Raw genomic sequence first — 22,014 nt, forward strand, 5'->3', positions numbered from 1 at the left:
CGCCGCGCCGCGAACGCTCTCGCTGCGTGAAGCGTTGTGCCGTTTCGCGCTAATAGATCGGAGGAGCGACAGCCATGACTCAGGATAGAAAGATCAAGATCATCGTGGCGAAACCCGGCCTGGATGGCCACGACCGAGGCGCCAAGCTGCTGGCCCGCATCTTCGCCGAGGCGGGCATGGAGGTGGTCTATACGGGCCTTCGGCAGACCCCGGAGATGATCGTGGAAACCGCCCTGCAGGAAGATGCGGACGTGGTGGGCCTTTCGAGCCTTTCGGGGGTGCACATGTACTTCTTCCCCCGCGTGGTGGAGCTCCTGCGGGAAAAGGGCCTGGACGACGTGCTGGTGGTGGGCGGCGGCATCATCCCCAAGGACGACATCCCGGAACTGAAGAAGGCCGGGGTGGCGGAGATCTTCGGGCCCGGCACGCCCACGGCGGAGATCGTGGAATTCATCAAGAAAAACGTTCGCACGCGCGACTAGCGGATCATCCATGCGAGACTACGCCAAGGAAGTGCTGGAAGGATCGCCCCGGGCGGCGGCCCGCCTCATCAGCTGGCTGGAAGACGAGGACCCGCGCGCCCTGGAACACATGGAGCGGCTCCATGCCCACACGGGCCGGGCCTACGTGGTGGGGATCACGGGTTCCCCCGGAGCGGGCAAGAGCACCCTCACGGACAAGTTCACCTTCGCCCTGAGAAAGCAGGGCCTCACGGTGGGGATCGTGGCCGTGGATCCCAGCAGCCCTTTCACGGGCGGGGCGGTGCTGGGAGACCGGGTGCGCATGAGCCGCCTGGCGGTGGATCCGGGGGTCTTTATCCGAAGCATGGCCACCCGTGGATTCCTGGGGGGCCTGGCCAAGGCCACGGGCGAAGTGGTGAAGGTGCTGGACGCCTTCGGAAAGGACGTGATCGTCATCGAAACGGTGGGGGTGGGCCAGGACGAGGTGGACATCATCCGGCTGGCCGACACCACGTGTCTCGTGCTGGTGCCTGGCCTGGGAGACACGATCCAGAGCATGAAGGCCGGGGTGATGGAGATCGCCGACGTGTTCGTGATCAACAAGGCGGACCGGCCCGGCGCGGACCAGCTCTACGCGGAAGTGACCAGCCGGGTGGAACAGGACGCCCACATCCGGGAGCGGGCCTGGACCCCGCCGGTGGTGAAGACCGTGGCCGTGGACGACGAGGGGATCGACGACCTGGTGGAAGCGATCCGGTCCCACAGGCGGTTTCTGGAGGAATCGGGTGCCCTGGAGGAAAGGCGGCGGCGACGCGCCCGGGAGGAGACGCTCCAGATGATCCACGGGGAGCTCTTCCGGCGCATCCGGGATCGGCTCACGGCCGACGGGGAACTGGAGGCCCTGGTGGAGGCCATCGCGGAAAGGCGGGAAAGCCCCTACCGGGCCGTGCAGGACGTGCTGGCGCGGTGGCTCAGGGAGTGAATTTCACCGCAGAGGCGCAGAGACCGCAGAGGCTTGGGGCGCACGGGGCCGTGCGCCCGGAGCTTCGGGGCGCGGCGCTGAGACGCCGCCGCGCCCCGAAAGCGCCCGCGCTTCGCGCGAACTGCCCAATTTTGGGGGCCGCCATGGAAGTCAACGAGATCACCTCGGCGATCATCGGCGCGGCTATTGAGGTGCACCGGCACTTGGGGCCGGGCCTTCTGGAATCCACCTACGAAGAATGCCTGGCCCACGAGCTGAATCTCCGCGGTGTCTCGTTCAGGCGCCAACACCCGCTGCCCCTGGCCTACAAGGGCCGCACGCTGGACTGCGGCTACCGCCTGGACTTTCTGGTGGAAGAAAAGGTCATCGTGGAGCTGAAGGCGTGCGATCGCATCGAACCCATCCACAAGGCCCAGGTGCTCACGTACCTCCGGCTCACGGGCTGCCCGGTGGGGCTCCTGATCAACTTCAACACCGCCGTCCTGAAAGACGGCATTCACCGCATCGTCCTCTCCCCCAGCCGGGGCTAGGACCGTGCCGAAGGCGCCGGCGCGTGCGCTGTGGCGGCGTCTCAGCGCCACAGCGCACACAGGGGCGCACGAACCCGTGCGCCCCTGCCTCTGCGCCCTCTGCGCCTCTGCGGTTAATTTTCCTGTTTTTTTCGAACCCGAAACCGACACACGAGGTAACCACCAACCAACCCACACCCCCCAATCCACAACCACTCACCAAGGAGGACTCCCATGAAGGTGCTCAAAGTGGACCACATCGGCATCGCCGTCCAATCCATCGACGAAGCCCAGAAGCTCTACCACGACATCCTGGGCCTGCCCGACCACGGCCGGGAAACCGTGGCCGAACAGAAGGTCACCACGGCCTTCTTCCCCGTGGGCGACACGGAAGTGGAACTGCTGGAATCCACCGCCCCCGACGGTCCCGTGGCCAAGTTCATTGAAAAAAAGGGTGAAGGGGTGCATCATATCGCCTTTCGGGTGGACGACATCGACGCGGCCCTGGAGGAACTGAAGGCCCAAGGCGTCCAGCTCATCGACCAGACCCCGCGCAAGGGAGCCGGAGGCGCCCGGATCGCCTTCCTCCACCCCAAGTCCACCCGCGGCGTGCTGGTGGAGCTGTGCCAGCGCGACGACACGTGAGTGACACAACAAAGAAGGGAGGGCCGGCAGGCCCCCCCTTCTTGCGCGTCCACAACCCGGCAGGCCGGAACCGACGCGGTTCCGTTACGGAGCGCTGGTCAGGAAAGGATCGGCATCCACCGCGCCTCCGATCTGCCCGGCCTGGGGCCCCGCCGACTGACCCCACCAGTTGCCTTCCGCCTTGAGAGCCGTGGAAGTGTCGTTGTAAAGGTCCTCGTCCGTGTTGCCGAGCAGGCTGTTTCTTCCGAGAGATCCCAGCGCACCGCCGCCCAGGTCTCCCGTGAAGGAGCCTCCCGAGCCGCTCAGGAACACGCCGTAGCCGTCGTTGTCGGTCACGGTGTTCCCTTCCAGCAGAGCCCGAGCAAGGGTGCCCGTATCGGAGTCCCAATCGAGGGCCAGACCGTCGTCGCCGTTTCCGACGATCCGGTTGTTCTTCACGGTGCTGCTGATGAGCCCGTTGGTGATCCGGCTGGTGCTGTCACCCCCGATTGTTGCCGTGACATCCGAGAGGGTGGAGGCTTCCACGGTGGAATCCAGGTTCGCACCCCAGTCGTTGTTTTGAGAAAACTCGTTTCCAGTGATCTCGTCTTCCACCACCGCCCCCTCCAGGGAAGCGGACACGTCACCTTCCACGGTGGACGAATCCAACGCCCAGACGTGCGCGTCCACATAATTCGAGACTCTCAGTCCGTAATCGTTCCCCTTGGATACGTTGTCCTCGAAGCCGTTGGCGATGGATACGCCTGCGGCCGAGGCGACCAGGGATCCATGCACAACGCCGTCGTCCCCCGAAATGGAATCCACCCCTATCCTGTTATCCAGCTCCATTCCCGCCCCGACATTGTCGAGGGCGCGGTTTCCGGTGAAGGTATTTGCGATGTCGGCGCCGGAAAGATCCGCCGTCACCGATCCGGTCACCTCGCCCTCGCCGTGGCTGGCGGCCACATCGATGACATTGGCCAGGTAAGCACCGGTTCTCGCCATGCCGGCACCCTGGTTGCGGTCCATCCGGTTGGAGACGAAGACATTTTCGATCGTCACGTCCTCGGCGGCGGCCGTCAGGGACGTCGCCGCGCCGTCCACCATGGCTCTCGAACTTATCGTGTTGTTGAACTCGCTGAAGTCCAGAACGGCACGCAGGCCCACCACCAGGGCCCCGTACACGCCGTCTCCGGTGTTGTCCGACAGGACGTTCCCGGTAAAGACGTTGCGGATCTGCGCGCGGGCCACGCGGGCGGAAAAGATGACCGGAGTGTCCGAGGACTCGGAGTAAGCCGCGGCGCCGATGACGTTCGTCATCTGCACCCCGTGTCCGTCGTTGGCCGTTACGGTGTTGGCTTCCAGGGTGTTGGAGATCCGAACGTCCTCCGCCACCGCGATCACATCGCCCGGAGCGGTGTCATCCCTCACGGCCCCCAGGCCGGTTGCCAGAACCACCCCTGTCCCGTCCAATGGTTCCAGGCCGTTCACATCCAGATTCCCGGCCACCAGGGCCCGGCCGGCGGTGATGGTGTTTCCTTCCAGCGTGTTGGTCACCACGGCGTCCCGAAGCGAGCCGCCCACCAACTGGTTGTTGATCACCACGCCGATCCGGTTGCCCGTCACCGTGTTGCCCACGATCCGGGCGGAGAGGTCCACGTCCTCCACGGCTCCCGTGGTCCAGAGCACGTTGGCCAGGTAGACGCCCGCTCCGTTGTTGTCCCGGATGTCGTTGTATTCGATGCGATAGCTGCGTGAGATTCCGGAGAAGTCCCCGGTGCTTCCCGTGGTGGTGTTTTCGATGTGGATCCCGCTTGCCGGGATCGCCGCGTGGAAGCTTTCCATGCCGGAATCGAATCCGGGATTGGCACGGATGAGGTTGTGGTGGATGTAGGTCCTGCTTATGCCGGAGCCGTAGATGCCGTTGGCCCCGTTTTGCAGGGTGAGACCCATGATCTCATTGTTTTCGGCCAGGGTGACGACGTTGCCCGTACCGCCTCCGTCCAGGATGGGGTTCGGACCGTCCCCGCCCAGTTTGAAAACGGGATGGCGATACCCCTGCCCCCACAGAACCATGTCGTCCCGCAGGCTCAGATGCACGTCGTCATAGGTGTCCGCATGACCGTCGGAGCTGAACACGTAGATGTAGGCTCCGTTCTTGTACCGAGGGCTGCTCTGCGCTTCCATGATGTCGCGGTAGGGGTTTTCCAGGGATCCGTCCCCGGGGTTGGGGTTGTCCTCGTTCACGTAAATCACGTCCGCCACCTTCTCCCCATCTCGGGATCCGTGGACCCGGGTGGTGATGTGCCGGTCGCGGATCACCTTCTCGGTCATCCTTTCCTGCATGGTGCGCGGCCCCCCGCCCAGTTGAAAGACCCGACCGGTCTTTTCGAAGGCGGGACCCCCGCCGAACAGGGAGATGGGAAGACTGATCCATCCGCCCAGGAACATATCCGTGCCGCGGTCGTTGTCATCGCGGATCTCGAAATTCAGGCTGATGTATTTGCCGGGGCGGAACTCCAAACGGGTCTTCAGGCCTTCATAGCCGTCGCCCACATCGGAATCGTAATAATAGCCGCCCACATAGAGCCGCGTTTCCATGTAATCCGACACATAGGGGACAAGCACCCCCACTTCTCCATCCACGCCCTCCAGAGCCTCTTCGTAGCCTTCCACCAGGGTGATGGAAGTGCTCGAAAAGCTGTAGCCTCCATTTCCGGCGGCCTCCCGGGTGTCGTCCCCCACCGGGGCGTAATAGTTGGCCCGAAGGTCCAGCCGGCGGGACAGCGCCTCCACGCCGAACCCCAGTTGGTTGAAGCCGTTGGACTGTTCGGTTTCGATGTGATCGTAGTAGAAGTTAGCGCCCAGGATCCAGGCGCCCCCGCCGAAGAGCCCCCGGTAACCCAGGCCCAGGTTGAATTCTTCCCCGCTGTTGTCGTCCATGCGCAACGTGGGGTTGACGTAGAGCAGATGACGCTCGTTTCCCCAAAACGGCATGAAGAAGTCCAGGAACCCGTCCACGCCGGGTTCCGCATCCCCCAGACCGGCGAACACCCCCGGCCTGAGCTGAGCGTCCCACGGCACCCCCGCCTTGGGATCCGCACTCGCCCCGCAGGGGCCGCTTCCCGCCGCCAAGACCACGAGGACGGCCAAGGCGCACCACAACATCTTCCCCGTTCGAACCATGACGCTCCCTCCCTTTTTCCCCAGGTTCACTGTTCAACAGGCGTCCCAACATGAGCGGCGATCTCCGTCGGCAAGGAGGCGCTCCCTTTCCGGAATCCCATCCATGCGGAGCGTCCGGCGCGTTTCTCTCCGGACGAAGGGAAGGCCCGGGACATCCCCCTTGCTCGTCCCGGCCGCCGGACGGACCGCGGATGGATCCGAAACGTCTTCTTCTCTCGTGTCCAGGGGCACAAAAAGGATAGGGCCGTCGTCCGCGGCCCGGAGGGCGGTTATTCGGCGGGATCCTCACCCATGGTGCTTTCATGCGCCGCAGCGGAGAGACCATTCCCCTTAGCATGGCGCCTGGCTCTTTACAATTCTTTTCTCAAGCCGTAAGGAAATCCCAAGACGAACGCCGTTGAAAAACGCGCGGGGGCGATGCATTATGAGAACGTCGTGGCCGCGCAGCCTCGGATCCCGTCGAGGAAGCGGAGGAAGCCGGGAGCGATGCCGCCCCCGGAAATCTGCCCACATGGAAGGATGAAAGAAAAACGCGGGACGGACAAAGACCCGCAGGACCCGGACCATGGAACGAACTTTTCCCTTCTCGGCCCTGGTGGGCCAGGACCTCATGAAGCGGGCGCTGCTTCTGAACGTGGTGGACCCCACCCTGGGCGGGGTGCTCATCAAAGGCGAACGGGGCACGGCCAAATCCACGGGCGTGCGGGCCCTGGCGGACCTTCTGCCCCACATCCGGGTGGTGGAAAACTGCCCGTTTCGCTGCGATCCCGATGCGCCCGACGAGTGGTGCCCGTCGTGCCGTGAGCGGGCCGCATCCGGCGAACCCCTTCCCGTGGCGGAACGCAAGGTGCGCCTGGTGAACCTTCCCATCGGCACCACGGAAGACCGCCTGTTGGGAACCATCGACATCGAAAAGGCCCTGAAGACCGGAACCAAGGCCTTCGAGCCCGGGCTGCTGGCCGACGCCCACCGGGGCATCCTCTACGTGGACGAGGTGAACCTGCTGAACGACCAGATCGTGGACCTCTTTCTGGACGCGGCCGCCTCGGGCCGCAACGTGGTGGAACGGGAAGGGATCAGCTTCAGCCACGCCAGCCGCTTCATCCTGGTGGGAACCATGAACCCGGAAGAAGGCGACCTGCGCCCGCAGCTCCTGGACCGGTTCGGGTTGTCGGTCACCATCGAAGGGATCGACGCCGTGGAGGAGCGCGTGGAGATCGTGAAGCGCCGGCTGGAATTCGAAGCGGACCCGGAGGGGTTCCGGGCCCGCTGGGCCGACGCGGACCGGGAACTGGCCCGGAGGATCGTTTCGGCCCGGTCGCGGCTGCACGCCACGGCCTTCACGGAAGAGCTGCTCAGGCTGGCATCCCGGATCGCCGTGGCCATGGGAACGGACGGGCACCGGGCCGACATCGCCATGATGAAGGCGGCCCGGGCCAACGCGGCCCTGGAAGGCCGGGACGCCGTCACGGCCGACGACCTGCACCTGGCCGCCCGGCTGGTGCTTCCGCACCGCGTGAAGAAAACGCCGTTGGAAAAGGCGGAACTGGACGAGGGAAAGCTCCGGGAGCTGCTGCAATCGGAAACGGCTCACGCGGGAGGGGACGCCCGGGAATGGGTGCCCGTCCACCAGAACGCGCCCAAGCATTCGTCCAAGGCCCGGTCCTACAAGGCCCCCACGGAATGCGTGACCCATCTTTGCCCCACGGCCAAGAGCCTCGCCGTCACGGTTCCGTGGCACCGGATCCTTCCGGGAAACCATCCGGGGCGCCGCTTCGTTCTGCCCCTGGCCCGAAAATCCGGCGCGGTGCACGGAAGCCGCCTTCCCCGCCCGGAAGACGATCTGACGGATCTTTCCCTGGTCGGCACCCTGCGGGCGGCGGCCCCCTTCCAGGCGAGCCGCCGGAACGGAAACGGCGGCGCAAACGGCCGGCCGATCATTCTGCCCCGAGACGCGCGCCTCCGGAAGCGGTCCCGGAAGACGGGCCTTTCCCTGGTGATGATCGTGGATTCCAGCGCCAGCATGCGCACCAACGACCGCATGGCCGTGACCAAGGGCGTGGTGGACGCGCTCCTCAAGGATCTCTATCTTCGGCGGGACAAGCTGGGGATGATCACGTTCCGGCACACGGGAGCGGAGGTGCTTTTGCCGCTCACCCACAACATCCGGGACGCGGCGGCGGCCGTGGGCGCCCTTCCCGTGGGAGGCCGAACGCCGCTGGCGTCCGGGCTGGACCTGGGCCTCCGGCTGCTCCGCCAGGAAATGCGAAAGAACCCGGAAACCGTGCCCGTGATGCTCCTCTTTTCCGACGGGCGGCCCAACGTGAGCTGCTTCGGGGCGGACCCGGTGGACGAGACCTTCCACTACGCCCGGGAGATCCGGCGCCACGGCATCCAGGCGATCTTCGTGGACACCGAGATGAACCCCATGGCCATGGGCTGCGGCTACGAGATCGCCCGGCGCATGGGCGCGGTCTACCTTCCCGTAGACCGCCTCTTCCGCGACCGGTGATCCCTTGCTGTACCTTGTCCGCCCCGGCTCCCTGTGATAGATAAGCCGGAGAAACCACGGAAGGAGACCGCCATGAAGGGGCGACACTTCATTGGGCTTCTGGTTTTCGCGGCGATGCTGTGGGGACTTTGGGCTGGGCCGCCCGCTGCCTGGGCGGAAGAGACGGGCTTCACCCGGCAGGACCGGGATCTTCTCATCGAGCTGCGCACCCGCATGCTCGAAATCGACAAACGGTTCGAACAGATCGACAAACGTTTTGAGCAGCTGGAAAAGCGCTTCGAGCAGATCGACAGACGCTTCGAAGACGTGGACAAGCGCTTTGAGCAGCTCATGGACTTTCTCTACATCCTGGCGGGGATCTTCACGTCTCTGGTGATCGCGGTCATCGGGTTCGCCTACTGGGACCGGCGGACCATCATTTCGCAGGCCAAGAAGGAAACCCGCGAAGACCTGGAACGGGAAGGCCGCTTAAGGGACGTGATCCTGGCCCTCCGCGAATACGCCGCCAAGAACGAAGACCTGGCGGCCATCCTCAAGAGCTTCCATCTCCTTTAGCGCATTCCCCCGCGTCCGCCCCCTCACCCTCCCCGACCCCGAACCGCCGCGCTAAGGAAAAGCCCCCTTTTCCCGACGAAGCCAAAGGAACGTTGCTTGCCGGCTCCTTGTGAGAACGTTCCGGGAGCTTGTGGGAAAGCGCCGCGGATGTCCTCTTTTCGCGTAGCGCAGCCCTTCAGGGCCGCGGAAGATGCCCCGGTCGTCGGATGGGCTCCCGGGCACAGTGTCTGCCATGTCATAGTGTATGATGGCCCCTCTTCGCGGGGCTGAAGCCCCGCGGCTACGAAGTGATTGGAAATTCCCGGCCTCTTGAGCCGGAAAAACATTCTCGGACCGGCCCCTTGGCGGCTGTCCGACCATATGGCCTAAAGTCCTTTCCCCTGGGAGCGCGGGCCTCCGACCCGCATCTCCCCCGAAGGGGCGGCGTTCGGGCCGGGGCGGCGTCTCAGCGCCCCGGCCCGAAACACAAACGGGGCGCACCCTCTCCGTGCGCCCCGCCTCTGCGTCCTCCGCGTCTCTGCGGTGCTATTTTATCGGGCCCCCGCACGCCCAGGTCACTCTCGCCCGACGCACCCGCCGACCGCCTCCCTGCGCGCCGCCCATGCCTTTCCGCCTGCCCGCTATCCTCCCCTCGGCATCCGGTACCCGAACTCGCCCAGCACCCGCCGGTCGCGCCGCCAGTTCTTCTGCACCCGCACGAACAGCCCGAGATACACCCGGCATCCCAGGAACCGCTCCAGTTCCTTCCGGGCCTGGCGGCCGATCTCCTTGAGCATCCGGCCGCCCTTTCCGATGACGATGCCCTTCTGGGAATCGCGCTCCACGTGGACGGTGGCCTCGATCCGCACCAGGTTCCGCTCGGGCTCCTCCCGGAAGCTGTCCACCGTGACCGCCACGGCGTACGGCACCTCCTGCTCGGTCAGGTGAAAAACCTTCTCCCGGACGATCTCCGCGACGAAGAACCGTTCCGGCTGGTCCGTGATGTAGTCTTCCGGGTAGTAGCGCGGCCCTTCGGGAAGGAGCCGCACCGTCTCCTCCACGAACTCCGCCACCCCCTCGCCGGTGAGGGCCGAAAGGGGCACCACGGCGTCAAAATCCCGCAGGGCCCGGTAGCGCTCCATGACGGGCAGCAGCGCGCTCTTGTCCTTGACCAGGTCCACCTTGTTCAGCACCAGCACCACCGGGGTGGACACCTTTTCCATGCACTGGAGCACGAACCGGTCCAGGTCGGAGCTTCGCGCCGTCACGTCCACAATGAAGGCCGCCACGTCCACCTCTTCCAGGGCGGCCAAGGCCGTCTCCACCAGGATCTTGTTGAAGGTGTCCCGGGCCCGGTGGATCCCCGGCGTGTCCACGAAGATTATCTGGCAGTCGGGCCGGTTGTAGATGCCCAGAATGCGGTTCCGGGTGGTCTGGGGCTTGGGGCAGGTGATGGAGATCTTCTCCTTGAGCACCTGGTTCATGAGGGTGGACTTTCCCACGTTGGGCGCCCCCAGAAGCGCCACGAACCCCGAGCGAATCGGATCAGTTGTTGCCATACCCCCCAGTCCTTTCACGCCATCATGTCGCCTGCGAAATCAATTCCTGGGCCGCCGCTTGGATTCGAGCAGGGAAGAGTTACAACCCAAACGTTTCCCTCACATCAACTTCCATGCCTGAACCCTCTGCCCGGATCGTATTCCGGCACCATCCGTCGCAGAGCCCGAATGATGCCCTCCCGGTCATGGGTTTCCGCAGCCCGGCAAAGCGCCTCCAGCTGCCCTGCCAGGCTACGGTGCAATTCGGCCGGGTCGATTCCGTTGCATCTGAGGACCATGATCTCATCATGAGGGGTGGGCACCACGTCTTCCCCGTCGGTGATGAGTTCCTCCGTGAGCTTTTCCCCTTCCCGAAGGCCGGTGAAGACGATCCGGACATCACGGTCCGGCTCCTTTCCCGACAGGCGGATGAGGTCCCGGGCCATGTCGGCGATGCGCACGGCCGTTCCCATCTTGAGGATGAAAATCTCTCCGCCCCGCCCCATGGCGGCCGCTTGCAGGATGAGCTGGGCGGCCTCGGGAATGGTCATGAAGTAGCGGGTGGCGTCCGGGTGGGTCACGGTGACGGGCCCTCCACGCTCGATCTGACGCCGGAAGAGCGGCACCACGGACCCGGAGGATCCCACCACGTTGCCGAACCGCACGGCCATGAACCGGGTTCCGTTTCCCTGCAGGGACTGCATGAGCAGTTCCGCCGCCCGCTTGCTGGCCCCCATCACGTTGGCGGGCCGCACGGCCTTGTCCGTGGAAACGAGCACGAACCGCTCGACCCCGAACCCAACGGCCGCCTCCATGACCACGCGGCTGCCGAGCACGTTGTTGTAAACCGCCTCCCAGGGATAACGTTCCATGAAGGGCACGTGCTTGCAGGCGGCCGCATGGAAGACGATCTGGGGGCGATGCCTTCGAAAGATCTCCTCCATTAACACCCGATCCTGCACCCGGCCCAGGTAACCGGCAGTGGGACACCTTTTCGCCTCGTGGGCCAATTCGGTTTCCATCCGGAATAGGTTGGCTTCCGAGGCGTCCAGGAGGATCAACTCCGAGGGATCGAATCGGACGATCTGCCGGCAAAGCTCCGAACCGATGGACCCCCCCGCTCCGGTCACCAGCACCCGCTTCGCCTCCAGGACGGCCCTGATCGTCTCCGTTTCCAGCTTCACCGGGGGACGGCCCAAGAGATCCTCGTAATTCACTTTCCGGAGAGCCTCCACGCTCACCTGTCCGGTCATGAGCTGGCCGATGCCGGGAAGGGTCTTGTAGGGGATTCCCGACTCTTCGCAGGCCTGGGTGATCCGGCGCATGGCGTCCCCGGAAGCGGAGGGGACGGCAAGGAAAATTTCGTCGATCCGCTTCTTCTGAGCGATATGCGACAGGTCGTGCACCCCTCCCAGGACGGGAATGCCGTGGAGCCGGCGACCCCACTTTTGATGATCGTCGTCCACAAACCCCACGATCCGGTAGGAAAGCCCCGGATTGTCCTGGATTTCCCGAACCAGCTTCTCCCCGGCACTTCCCGCACCCACGACCAGCACCCTCCGCGGGGACTTGCGCTTCCCCGGGGAACCGCCCGCATGGCCGCCCCTTTCCCTGGCCGCCACGTGCCCCCAGCGGGTGTAGCCCCAGCGAATGGCCAGGCGCACCCCCCCGGCAAAAAGGAACGAAAAGACCCCCTGGAGAACGAACACCGACCGGGAATAGCCCATGAACCGATTCGCATAGAGGACGACGGCGATGGCCGCCAGTGTGGAGGTCACCACCGCCTGGATCAGGCGGATTACGTCATCGCTGCTGGTATAGCGCCACATGCCGCGATAGAGGCCGAAGGCCCAAAAGGTAAGGGACTGCAAGGGAACCAGCCAGAGGCACAGCCTCAGAAATTGTTTCTGGTAGTAAGGCGCCACCGACATTTCAAAACGGACCAGATAGGCGGCATAAAGCGCCGAGGCAAAGCATACGGCGTCCAGCAGGATCATGAGGTAGAGTTTCGGGTTCTTCAGTTGGCGCATCATGGCACCCCCCCACCCCCATTGCCACGTGCGCCCGGGCGGCCGCCGATGAGCTCTCGGTAAAGGGATGCGTATCGCCTTCCCATGACCGCGAAAGACAAGTGCGACTCGAAGCGGGCCCGCGCCCCTTCGCCGAATCTTCGTGTCAGTTCGTCGTCCCGGGCAAGAAGACGCAGCGCCCGGCGAAGCGCCGATGCGTCGGCAGGAGGAACAACCAGCCCCGTCTCCCCATGCCGATTCACGTAAGTCGTGCCGGTACCCACCTCACAGCAGACCAGGGGTTTCCCCATCATGGCCCCTTCCGCCAGGCTGATGCCGAAGGCTTCCGCGGGAAGATGGGACGGCATGACTACGGCCCGGCACAACTTGAAGAGGGCCATCTTGACCTGGTCCGGCACATGGCCGGCAAAGGACACGTTGTGGAGGCCCATCCGGGCGGCCTTTCGGCGCAGCCGTTCGCCCTCCGGCCCTTCTCCCGCGATCACCACCCGGAAAGACTCTCCCCGCGACGCCTCCAGCAGGTAGTCCAGGCCCTTGTAATGGCGCAACACTCCCACGAAGAGGAAGAAATCCTCCCCGTGGACCCGCCTGACTTTCTCGATCACATCCATCGACGGTCGCGGATAGCTATTTTCGTCCAAACCGAAGGGCACCACCTCCACCTTGTCCCGGAACCTGCGCAACACCTGGCTGGATTCGACCTGGAATTGGGAAGTCGCCACGATCCGGTCCACACTGGCGAGGAACAGATGGAGAACCGGGCGGTACAAGTCCAGGTAGAGTCGGTTTCGGACGATGTCCGCATGGTAGGTGACGAGCGCCGGCTTTGGGACCCGGTGAACAAGATGCAAAAGGTCCATGAAAGGCCAGGGGAAATGGTAGTGGATGACATGGCAGCGGGCCGCTTCGCCACGAAAGCCCCTCAAGGCGCCCAAGGATACGGGGCACGACGCGGGTCCCACGGCATCCCCGTAACGCACCACGCGCGCTTCCGGCAGATGGACGATGGTTGTCGGAGTTCCGTCGTAGCCGGCGGTCAAGACGGTGTGGTCAAACCCGGATGGCTTCGTGCCCAGGCATATCTGGCGGATGGCTTCCTGCAACCCGCCCTGGGTTTCCGGAAAGTATGTCTTGAACACATGAAGGACGCGCACCGACGTTGCACCTCTCCCATTCGCCCGGAACCGAGCACCGGGCAAATCCCAGTTGTGCGGTTGAGTTTTTTATAGGCATTCTCATTGGTTCCAGCATGTTATCTCATGGGAACCTCTTGCGCCAGCTCAAATCCTGTGCTAAGGACGGTCACGCATTTCGGGCGGAGGGGCTGGCGGCCAGCCCTCCTTTAGCGAGTAAGCCGTGTTCCGTCAATCAGAACCCACCGACCTTTGGCCCGACGTTTTCCGCGCAGAGCGGAAGCGAGTTGGCGGAGCTGTGCCCGCGTCCCGGGGGCTTGAAACCGAACCCATGAAGAACGTGTCGGGAAGTCGCACGCACCCGTGAATCTCCTCGTCAACGCCGTTCCATTGCTGGCCATTCCCACGGGAATACCGCGCTACCTGAGAAATCTTTACGGCACGCTGCAAGCCCTGGAAGGCCCGGAAAGCGTGCAGGTGTTTTGTTTTGACGGGAAAAGATCCCTGCGCGGGCTCCCCAAGCCGGTGGAACCGGGCCCTTGGACACGCAAAAGGACCCTTCTGGAGAAGATACCGGCCTCTCTTCTACTGGGATTCCGGTGTGCCCGCTGGTGGGCCTATGAGCAATCCTTGAGATGGATTTCCGCGGGGAGGCGATACGATTTGTACCACGAAACCGGTTTCGTTCCCGCGGCGCAGTCCCACCTTCCTACGGTCTTCAGCCTGTACGATCTGTCCCTCCTCCGCTATGCGGAAACCCACCCACGGGACCGGGTCCTTTTCTTCGAGATGTACATGAAGCGAAGACTGCACCACGCGACCCACATTCTGACCATTTCGCGCTTTGTCCAGGACGAGATCCAGGACCTGTTTCGTTGGCCCGAAGGCCGCATCTCTGCGGTTCCCCTGGCCCCGGACGCCGTTTTTTCCCCCCGTCCCGCTGACAGAGTCGTTCACGTGAAGAAACGACTGGGGATCCCGGGGGATTACCTCCTCTTCGTGGGCTCGCTGGAACCCCGGAAAAACCTGTGGGGTCTGATCCAGGCCCTGCGGATTTGCCGTTCCCACATCGCGCTGGTCCTGGTCGGATGGAGTGGGTGGGGCGAAAAGACCTGGCTGGGCGAGGCCTGCCGGCACCTGGGCCAACGCCTCATAGGGCTGGGTTTTGTGGACGATGAGCTCCTGGCGTGCCTCTACAGCGGGGCGTCAGCCCTGGTTTATCCAAGCCTCTACGAGGGCTTCGGGCTTCCCATCGTGGAGGCCATGGCCTGCGGCTGCCCCGTGATCTGCTCCAACACGTCGAGCATGCCGGAGGTGGCGGGTGGCGCCGCCCGCCTCGTGGATCCCCGCGACCCGGAGGACCTGGCCGCGGCCATCGACCACGTCCTGGAATCGTCCCAATACCGCCAGGAGTTGATCCGGAAGGGCTTGGCCCGGGCGGCCCGTTACAGCTGGGAGCGGACCGCCCGCGAAACCAGGGCCGTTTTCGAGAAAGTCCTGGAGGAGGCGCGATCCTGATGCTTGCCATGCTCCGCGCCCTGTGGCGCTACAGATACTTTGTTTGGAGCTCCATCCGAAACGAGCTGGTGAGCCGATTTCTTCGAAGCCGGCTCGGCGGACTGTGGATGATCATCCACCCGCTGGCGCAGGTGGCCATCTATGCCCTGATCCTCTCCAACGTTCTGGCGGCCAAACTGCCCGGCATATCCAACAAGTACGCCTACTCCATCTACCTCATGGCGGGCCTGGCGGCCTGGACCCTTTTTACGGACATCCTGGGGCGATGCGTCAACCTCTTCGTGGATCAAGGGAATCTCATGAAGAAGATGGCCTTCCCGCGCATTACTCTTCCCGCCATCGCCGTAGGCTCGTGCCTGGTCAACAATCTCCTGCTCCTGGCAGCCATGGCCCTGATCTTTCTTCTTCTCGGCCACGGCTTCGGCTGGGCCGTGTTGTGGATTCCTCCCCTCTTGATCCTTCTCACGGCCTTCTCCCTGGGGATCGGGCTGATCCTCGGCGTGGTGAACGTCTTCGTGCGGGACGTGGGCCAGGCGGTTCCCATCCTCCTGCAGATCTGGTTCTGGTTCACGCCCATCGTCTATCCGGCCACCATCATTCCCGAACCCTTTCGAAAGTGGCTCGTTCTGAACCCGATCTATCCCTTTGTCGCCGCGTACCAGCAGGTTCTGGTCTATTCCAGGACACCCGACCCCGCAACCATTTCTATCGTTGGGGTCGCGGCCGCGGGACTGCTCCTGCTGGCGCTCCTCCTTTTTCGGCGCGCCGCCCCGGAACTGGTGGACGTGCTATGAGCCTTCTTCGAGTCGCCAACCTGGGAAAGGCCTTTCGTTCCTACCGGCGCGAATGGCATCGTTTCGCCCGCTGGGCGGGACTCCCCATGGCCCCGGGAGAGGAGACCTGGGTCCTGAGGCACGTGAGCTTCGAAGCCCACCATGGCCGGGCCATCGGCATCATCGGGCAGAACGGCGCCGGCAAGAGCACTCTGCTCAAGATCATCACCGGCACCCTCCATCCCACGGAAGGCCACGTGGAAGTGAACGGGCGCATCGCGGCCATCCTGGAACTGGGCATGGGGTTTCACCCGGAATTGACGGGGAGACAGAACGCCCGCCACGCCGCCGGCCTCATGGGCTTCACGGCCGATGAAATCGAAGCCGCCATGCCTTCCATCGAGGAATTTGCGGAAATCGGCGAATACTTCGACGAGCCGCTTCGCACCTACTCCAGCGGGATGCAGATGCGCCTGGCCTTTTCCGTCGCCACCGCCTGGCGGCCGGACATCCTGATCGTGGACGAGGCGCTTTCGGTGGGGGACAGTTACTTTCAGCACAAGAGCTTTGACCGGATCCGCAAGTTCAAGGAAGAGGGCACGGTTCTTCTCTTCGTCTCCCACGGCATGCAGGAGGTCAAGGAGCTTTGCGATCGCGTGGTGCTCTTGGACAAGGGGAGGGTAATCAAGGACGGCCTTCCCGACGAGGTGGTGGACTATTACAATGCCCTGATCGCTGAGAAACAAGCCGCCGGCGCGACCATCCGACAGCAACGAACCGAAAAGGGGTGGATGCAGACCCGTTCGGGATCGGGAGAAGCCCGGATCGCCTCGGTAAAACTTCTGGACGCCGGGACCGGTGTCGAGGTGGCCACGGCCCGTGTGGGACAGAAGCTGTGCCTAGTGGCGGAGGTGGAAATCCGGGCGCCTATTCCCAGGCTGGTGATGGGCTACATGCTTCGGGACCGGGTGGGACATGTGGTCTGGGGCACCAACACGTGGCACACCCGGCAGGTTGTGGAAAACCTTGCACCGGGCGACCGGGTCACCTATGAGCTTCATTTCACCTGCAGCCTGGGACCGGGATCCTATTCCTTTTCCACCGCTTTGCATGAGAACAATGCCCATATGGAGTCAAACTACGAGTGGGTCGATAACGTTTGTGTTTTTGATGTAATCAATACGGATAAGCACCATTTTATAGGCTGCAACCACCTACAGAAACATATACATATTAACTACATCAGGAATGCGGGATGAACAGAGACCTGTTTTACAGATTCTTTGAGGATAAATTTAGAGGAAGTAGGGATACAATAAAATTCCGATTAGAAATTTACGAACCTCTTCTGCAACAGCTTAAATCAATTTACCCCAGTGGCGAGGTGTTAGATCTAGGCTGCGGTCGCGGGGAATGGCTCGAGTTATTGAGAGACTGGGGAATCAAGGCCAAAGGGGTAGACATCAATGAGGAAATGGTGAATGAATGCCTTGGACGTGGCCTTAATGCACATATAGCCGATGCAGTTTCCTACCTGTCAGCAGAAGAAGATGAGAAATTTGTAGCCGTTACCGGATTTCATTTAGCTGAACATATTGAATTTTCGCAGCTCACCGAGTTAGCAAGAGAAGCCCTCCGGACTCTTAAACCAAGTGGTGTCATGATCTTGGAAACTCCAAACCCTGAAAACATATTGGTTGGGATTTCAGGTTTTTATATAGACCCATATCATATTCGTCCATTGCCTTCGCAGCTTCTAAAATTCTTATTGGAGTACATAGGCTTTGCGAGAGCGGAAATATTGCATTTAAATGAAGATTCTTGCCTGCGCAATAGAGAGCAGATTTCATTAATCGATGTGCTTTCGGGGGCTAGCCCAGACTACGCTGTTATTGCGCAAAAAGAACCACTGATAGATGCCGGATTCATAGAGTCATATATTAGCAGCAAGGGTGGACTTTCCTTGCTGCAACTGGCAGAAATCTATGAAAATCAAAGGTCTAGAATCTTAGAACGCAAAAACGAAGAGCTTTTGGCCGCTCAAAACAGAATCGAGGCAGAAATCGGAACTTTGCAGGAGCAGCTTGCAGCTATTTATGCCAGTCGTTCCTGGAAACTGACCGCACCGCTGAGGTGGTGCTATGATCAGGCCGGAAATCTGTTCCATGGTGCTCTTGCTCCGATGCGCAACGGCCATCTGGTTTTGCATCGACCGCTGCATCTCGGGATGCTACAGATCCTAGAGAGGCCGTCTCTGGCCGAACCCCTGAGGCGGCTGATCGCCCGGTTTCCATGGCTCCACGAGAGGCTTCGAGCGTGGGCCATCAGAAGAGGACTGCTTTTCTCAATCGCCTCGGAAGCACCCGTTGATTATCCATGGCCGGAAGAAATCGGAACGGGCCATCTTTCGGCCCACGCCCGCCGGATCTATGCGGACCTCAAGCGGGCTCTGGACGCCGCGGACCATTAACGAAATCTAGAGGACGCCGGCGAACCTACGAAGTCGGAACCAAGCGGTGAGAATCGGTACATGCGGATCGTGATCGACATGCAGGGAGCCCAGACGGAAAGCCGTTTTCGCGGCATCGGGCGCTACACCATGAATCTTGCGCAGGCTGTTGTACGGAACCGCGGAGACCATGAGGTCATCCTGGCTTTGAACGGCCTTCTTTCCGAAAGCATCGAGCCGATCCGCGCAGCCTTTGAGGGCCTCCTGCCGCAGGAAAACATCCGGGTTTGGCAGGCACCCGGCCCGGTACGAGAGGGAACTCCAGGAAACAGCGTACGTCGCCGAACAGCGGAACTCATTCGGGAAGCTTTCCTGGCTTCTCTCCTGCCGGACGTGATCCACATAAGCAGCCTTTTTGAAGGCTACGTTGACGATGCCGTCACCAGCATCGGGCGGTTCGATAAGCGCACCCCGGTGAGCGTCTCCCTCTACGACCTTATTCCGCTGACGAATGCGGATCACTACCTCAAACCCCATCCGCGCTATTCCGCCTACTACGAGCGGAAACTCTCATGGCTTCGCAAGGCGTCGCTGTGTCTCGCCATATCACGGTCCGCGGGGCGAGAGGCGGTTGGGCACCTACCCGAGCTTTCCGGCCGCATCGTCAATGTTTCGACCGCCGTCGAGCCCCGTTTTCAACCCTTGGAAATCGATGAAACATCGAGACGGGAGATTTGCCGAAAGTACAGTATTGATCGCCCCTTTGTTCTCTATACGGGAGGTGCGGATGAGCGGAAGAATCTGCCGCGCCTTCTTCGGGCCTATGCGGCCCTGCCGAACCATCTTCGCTCAAGCCACCAATTGGTTTTTGCCGGCAGAATGCCGCAGGGAGATATGGGACGATTAAAGAGGGAATCGCACGCCGCCGGACTAGAACCCCACGAACTTGTCCTCACCGGCTACGTGAGCGACGAGGATCTCGTTCGGCTCTACAACCTGTGCCGCCTCTTCGTCTTTCCATCGTGGCACGAAGGATTCGGCCTGCCGGCATTGGAAGCCATGGCGTGCGGTGCGCCGGTTATTGCGGCCAACACGAGCAGCCTTCCGGAAATCGTCCAATTCAAGGAATCTCTTTTCGACCCTTTTCGCGTCCAGTCTATAACTCAAACAATGCAACGGGCGCTGGCCGATGAAGAGTTCCGTAACAAGCTGATCCAGCACGGCCTGAAGCAGGCCGGGCATTTTTCCTGGGACGACACGGCCCGAAAGGCCATAAACGCTTGGGGGAAAATAGCCAAGCGGCCGAAAACGAAGTATGGTGACACCACTCTCAATTCTTCACGACTCTACCATGCACTGGCCCAAGAGCTCCCTGGACCCCAGGCCGCTGGACTGCCGGCCCTTGCTGCGTGCTTGGCGCAAAACGCACTGGCGGGGGAGGAACGCCAGCTCTTGCTGGACATCTCGGAACTCTCTCAAAGAGATGCCGCCACAGGAGTTCAGCGCGTAGTCAAAAGTTATTTGAAGTGGCTTTTGCAATCTCCCCCCCCAGGATTCCGCGTGGAGCCTGTGTATGCCACCTCCACGGGCGGCTACCGCTATGCTCGTCAGTTCACCCTGCGCTTTTTGGGACTTTGCGAAGATGGCGCGCGTGATGAACCGATCCGCTGGCGGCGGGGGGACGTGTTCTTCGGGCTGGACATGCAACACCATGTGCAGCTGGCCCACATGGCCTTTTTCAGCACATTGCGGCGGGAAGGCGTGAATGTGAAATTCCTTGTTTACGATCTGCTGCCGGTTCAATTCCCGAGCCTATTGAAAGATCGCGATTTGGAAAGATTGCATGCCGAGTGGTTGGCCATGATCGCTTCCACCGACGGGGCCATCTGCATCTCCAAGGCCACGGCCGATGCTTACGCGGCCTGGTTGAATGAGAAGGGCATCCCACCGGCGCGGACCTTCCGCGTTGATTGGCTCCACCTTGGGGGCGACATAGACGGCTCGGTACCGTCCAAGGGGATCCCTGCCGAAGCCCATCAGATCCTGGACACCCTAAGATCGAGAACTACGTTCCTCTGCGTGGCAACACTGGAGCCGCGCAAATGCCAAGCACAGATACTGGGAGCCGTCGAGGAGCTCTGGCGGCAAGGAATGGATGTCAATCTCGCTTTGGTAGGCCAGAAAGGATGGAAGACAGAGGGACTGATAGAACGGATCGAACACCACCCGGAAAAAGAAAAGCGCCTCTTCTGGTTTGAGGGCATCAGCGACGAATACCTGGACCAGGTCTACGCCGCCAGCACGTGCCTGATCGCCGCAAGCCTCGACGAAGGCTTCGGCCTGCCCGTTGTGGAAGCCTCCCGGCACGGTCTTCCTGTGGTGGCGAGGGACATTCCGGTTTTCCGCGAAGTGGCGGGCGACAATGCCTTTTACTTTACCGGACAAAGCCCCGGTGACCTGGCCCAGGCTCTAAAAGACTGGCTGGATCTTTACCAAGCGGGGAAGAACCCAGACTCCCAAAAGATACCATGGATGACTTGGCGGGAAAGCACAGAAAGGCTGAAGGATCTCCTGGTCGGAAAGAACTATCGTCGCAGGCAGCTTCTTGTGGACATCTCCGAACTGGTGCGCCAGGACCTTGGGACGGGAATCCAGCGTGTGGTGCGGAACATCTTGAGGGAGTGGCTTCTCAATCCACCGCCCGGCTGGAGGGTCGAGCCCGTTTACGCGGCTGTTGATCAGCCCTATCGCTATGCTCGAAAGTTCACGGCTCAGTTTCTCGGCACGCCGATTAATGGGCTGACAGACGATCCCATGGAATTTGCGCCGGGAGATTGTTTTTTTGTTTTGGATCTCCAGCCCCAGGTGCAGACATCGAAAGCCCAATTTTATCAGCACTTGCGCCGCCATGGGGTGACGGTCAAATTCCTTGTTCATGACTTATTGACCATCCGAATGCCCCAATACTTTCCTCCGGGTACAACCGAGGGCTTCACAAGTTGGCTAATGATCGTGGGAGAATGCGATGGAGCGATTTGCGTCTCCAATGCAGTGGCACAAGATCTTCGGCAGTGGATGAGAAATAGGACATGGAAACGTCTGCGTAGTTTTTCGCTTGACTATAATCACAACGGTGCCGAGTTGGAGAACAGACTGAAATCCCCTTCAAGGCCCTCCTGTACTGTACATGATGATAGTCTCGTCGCGTTGCAACAGCGCCCGAGCTTCCTCATGGTCGGCACACTGGAGCCTCGCAAAGCCCATGCGCAAGTGCTGGCGGCCTTTGAGCAACTTTGGGCGAAGGGCACCGACGTCAACTTGGTTATTGTGGGCAAGCAGGGCTGGATGGTCGAAGCGCTCGCCCGAAGAATCAAAACCCACCCCGAACGGGACCATCGTCTTTTCTGGCTCCAAGGCATCAGCGACGAGTACCTGGAAAGAATATACCAGCGGAGCACATGCCTCATTGCTGCTTCCTACGGCGAAGGCTTCGGCCTGCCGCTCGTCGAAGCGGCCCAGCACAAGCTCCCCATCATCGCCCGCGACATTCCGGTGTTCCGCGAAGTAGCAGGCAACTACGCTTACTATTTTAAAACTGACCAGCCAGATGATTTGGCGCACACCATTACGATCTGGCTACGTCTTTACTTGGCCAACCGTCATCCCAAGTCAGAACACATACCTTGTCTAACATGGGCGCAAAGTGCTCGCAACCTATTATCGCTACTGATCAATGCGCACAATTAAGCAGATGATATCCGGGGA

Annotated in this window: 15 protein-coding genes; 11 read left to right on the top strand and 4 right to left on the bottom strand. The window is 61.8% G+C overall.

Annotated features, from left to right (window positions below; all coding sequences use genetic code 11):
* Positions 1–74 precede the first annotated feature (74 nt).
* The 4 genes from BUB04_RS00965 to mce all read left to right on the top strand — a co-directional run bounded on the left by BUB04_RS00965 (position 75) and on the right by mce (position 2,597).
* Positions 75–482, top strand: a complete 408-nt coding sequence (locus BUB04_RS00965; protein ID WP_073036074.1) for a cobalamin B12-binding domain-containing protein — start codon at positions 75–77, stop codon at positions 480–482.
* 10 nt (positions 483–492) lie between these two features.
* Complete coding sequence (meaB, locus tag BUB04_RS00970) at positions 493–1,443, top strand: methylmalonyl Co-A mutase-associated GTPase MeaB (RefSeq protein ID WP_073036076.1); 951 nt, start codon at positions 493–495, stop codon at positions 1,441–1,443.
* A gap of 143 nt (positions 1,444–1,586) precedes the next feature.
* Positions 1,587–1,973, top strand: a complete 387-nt coding sequence (locus tag BUB04_RS00975) for a GxxExxY protein (protein WP_073036078.1) — start codon at positions 1,587–1,589, stop codon at positions 1,971–1,973.
* A 213-nt stretch (positions 1,974–2,186) separates the two neighbouring features.
* Positions 2,187–2,597 (top strand): methylmalonyl-CoA epimerase, encoded by a 411-nt coding sequence (gene mce / locus BUB04_RS00980; protein WP_073036080.1) that lies wholly within the window; start codon positions 2,187–2,189, stop codon positions 2,595–2,597.
* A gap of 84 nt (positions 2,598–2,681) precedes the next feature.
* On the opposite strand, the gene BUB04_RS00985 is transcribed toward mce, so the two are convergent.
* Positions 2,682–5,762 (bottom strand): inverse autotransporter beta domain-containing protein, encoded by a 3,081-nt coding sequence (locus BUB04_RS00985; protein ID WP_143156301.1) that lies wholly within the window; start codon positions 5,760–5,762, stop codon positions 2,682–2,684.
* Positions 5,763–6,327: 565 nt separating this feature from the next.
* On the opposite strand from BUB04_RS00985, the gene BUB04_RS00990 reads away from it, so the two are divergent.
* Both BUB04_RS00990 and BUB04_RS18915 read left to right on the top strand, forming a co-directional pair.
* On the top strand, positions 6,328–8,274 hold the full coding sequence (locus tag BUB04_RS00990) for a VWA domain-containing protein (RefSeq protein ID WP_073036084.1): 1,947 nt from the start codon (positions 6,328–6,330) through the stop codon (positions 8,272–8,274).
* Positions 8,275–8,346: 72 nt separating this feature from the next.
* Complete coding sequence (locus BUB04_RS18915; protein WP_073036086.1) at positions 8,347–8,829, top strand: hypothetical protein; 483 nt, start codon at positions 8,347–8,349, stop codon at positions 8,827–8,829.
* Between the two features lie 620 nt (positions 8,830–9,449).
* On the opposite strand, the gene era is transcribed toward BUB04_RS18915, so the two are convergent.
* The 3 genes from era to BUB04_RS01010 all read right to left on the bottom strand — a co-directional run bounded on the left by era (position 9,450) and on the right by BUB04_RS01010 (position 13,530).
* Positions 9,450–10,367 carry a GTPase Era gene (gene era / locus BUB04_RS01000; RefSeq protein ID WP_073036088.1) on the bottom strand — a complete coding sequence of 306 codons (918 nt, stop codon included), beginning with the start codon at positions 10,365–10,367 and terminating at the stop codon, positions 9,450–9,452.
* 104 nt (positions 10,368–10,471) lie between these two features.
* A complete protein-coding gene (locus tag BUB04_RS01005) occupies positions 10,472–12,379 on the bottom strand; it encodes a polysaccharide biosynthesis protein (RefSeq protein WP_073036090.1) in 1,908 nt (635 codons plus the stop codon).
* Entirely contained in the window at positions 12,376–13,530 is a 1,155-nt protein-coding gene (locus tag BUB04_RS01010; protein WP_073036092.1) for a glycosyltransferase, read from the bottom strand. Before BUB04_RS01010 ends, BUB04_RS01005 begins: the two co-directional genes overlap by 4 nt.
* 342 nt (positions 13,531–13,872) lie before the next feature.
* Between BUB04_RS01010 and BUB04_RS01015 the strand changes: the two genes are divergently transcribed.
* From BUB04_RS01015 to BUB04_RS01035, 5 genes are read left to right on the top strand one after another with little or no spacing between them, the layout of a single operon-like run.
* A complete protein-coding gene (locus BUB04_RS01015) occupies positions 13,873–15,027 on the top strand; it encodes a glycosyltransferase family 4 protein (protein WP_073036094.1) in 1,155 nt (384 codons plus the stop codon).
* Positions 15,027–15,821, top strand: coding sequence for an ABC transporter permease (locus tag BUB04_RS01020; RefSeq protein WP_073036096.1), 795 nt, complete (start codon positions 15,027–15,029; stop codon positions 15,819–15,821). Before BUB04_RS01015 ends, BUB04_RS01020 begins: the two co-directional genes overlap by 1 nt.
* Complete coding sequence (locus BUB04_RS01025; protein WP_073036098.1) at positions 15,818–17,059, top strand: ABC transporter ATP-binding protein; 1,242 nt, start codon at positions 15,818–15,820, stop codon at positions 17,057–17,059. Before BUB04_RS01020 ends, BUB04_RS01025 begins: the two co-directional genes overlap by 4 nt.
* The gene (locus BUB04_RS01030) at positions 17,056–18,270 is read left to right on the top strand and encodes a class I SAM-dependent methyltransferase (RefSeq protein ID WP_073036100.1); all 1,215 of its coding nucleotides are present in this window, start codon (positions 17,056–17,058) and stop codon (positions 18,268–18,270) included. Before BUB04_RS01025 ends, BUB04_RS01030 begins: the two co-directional genes overlap by 4 nt.
* 60 nt (positions 18,271–18,330) lie before the next feature.
* On the top strand, positions 18,331–21,996 hold the full coding sequence (locus BUB04_RS01035) for a glycosyltransferase family 4 protein (RefSeq protein ID WP_073036101.1): 3,666 nt from the start codon (positions 18,331–18,333) through the stop codon (positions 21,994–21,996).
* The last annotated feature ends 18 nt before the right edge of the window (positions 21,997–22,014 follow it).

It is taken from the genome of Desulfacinum infernum DSM 9756, from assembly GCF_900129305.1.
GTDB classification, from domain to species: domain Bacteria; phylum Desulfobacterota; class Syntrophobacteria; order Syntrophobacterales; family DSM-9756; genus Desulfacinum; species Desulfacinum infernum.

Coding starts and splice junctions, on each gene's coding strand:
- BUB04_RS00965 (WP_073036074.1), top strand. CDS start 75: ATGACTCAGGATAGAAAGATCAAGATCATCGTGGCGAAACCCGGCCTG.
- meaB (WP_073036076.1), top strand. CDS start 493: ATGCGAGACTACGCCAAGGAAGTGCTGGAAGGATCGCCCCGGGCGGCG.
- BUB04_RS00975 (WP_073036078.1), top strand. CDS start 1,587: ATGGAAGTCAACGAGATCACCTCGGCGATCATCGGCGCGGCTATTGAG.
- mce (WP_073036080.1), top strand. CDS start 2,187: ATGAAGGTGCTCAAAGTGGACCACATCGGCATCGCCGTCCAATCCATC.
- BUB04_RS00985 (WP_143156301.1), bottom strand. CDS start 5,762: ATGGTTCGAACGGGGAAGATGTTGTGGTGCGCCTTGGCCGTCCTCGTG.
- BUB04_RS00990 (WP_073036084.1), top strand. CDS start 6,328: ATGGAACGAACTTTTCCCTTCTCGGCCCTGGTGGGCCAGGACCTCATG.
- BUB04_RS18915 (WP_073036086.1), top strand. CDS start 8,347: ATGAAGGGGCGACACTTCATTGGGCTTCTGGTTTTCGCGGCGATGCTG.
- era (WP_073036088.1), bottom strand. CDS start 10,367: ATGGCAACAACTGATCCGATTCGCTCGGGGTTCGTGGCGCTTCTGGGG.
- BUB04_RS01005 (WP_073036090.1), bottom strand. CDS start 12,379: ATGATGCGCCAACTGAAGAACCCGAAACTCTACCTCATGATCCTGCTG.
- BUB04_RS01020 (WP_073036096.1), top strand. CDS start 15,027: ATGCTTGCCATGCTCCGCGCCCTGTGGCGCTACAGATACTTTGTTTGG.
- BUB04_RS01025 (WP_073036098.1), top strand. CDS start 15,818: ATGAGCCTTCTTCGAGTCGCCAACCTGGGAAAGGCCTTTCGTTCCTAC.
- BUB04_RS01030 (WP_073036100.1), top strand. CDS start 17,056: ATGAACAGAGACCTGTTTTACAGATTCTTTGAGGATAAATTTAGAGGA.
- BUB04_RS01035 (WP_073036101.1), top strand. CDS start 18,331: ATGCGGATCGTGATCGACATGCAGGGAGCCCAGACGGAAAGCCGTTTT.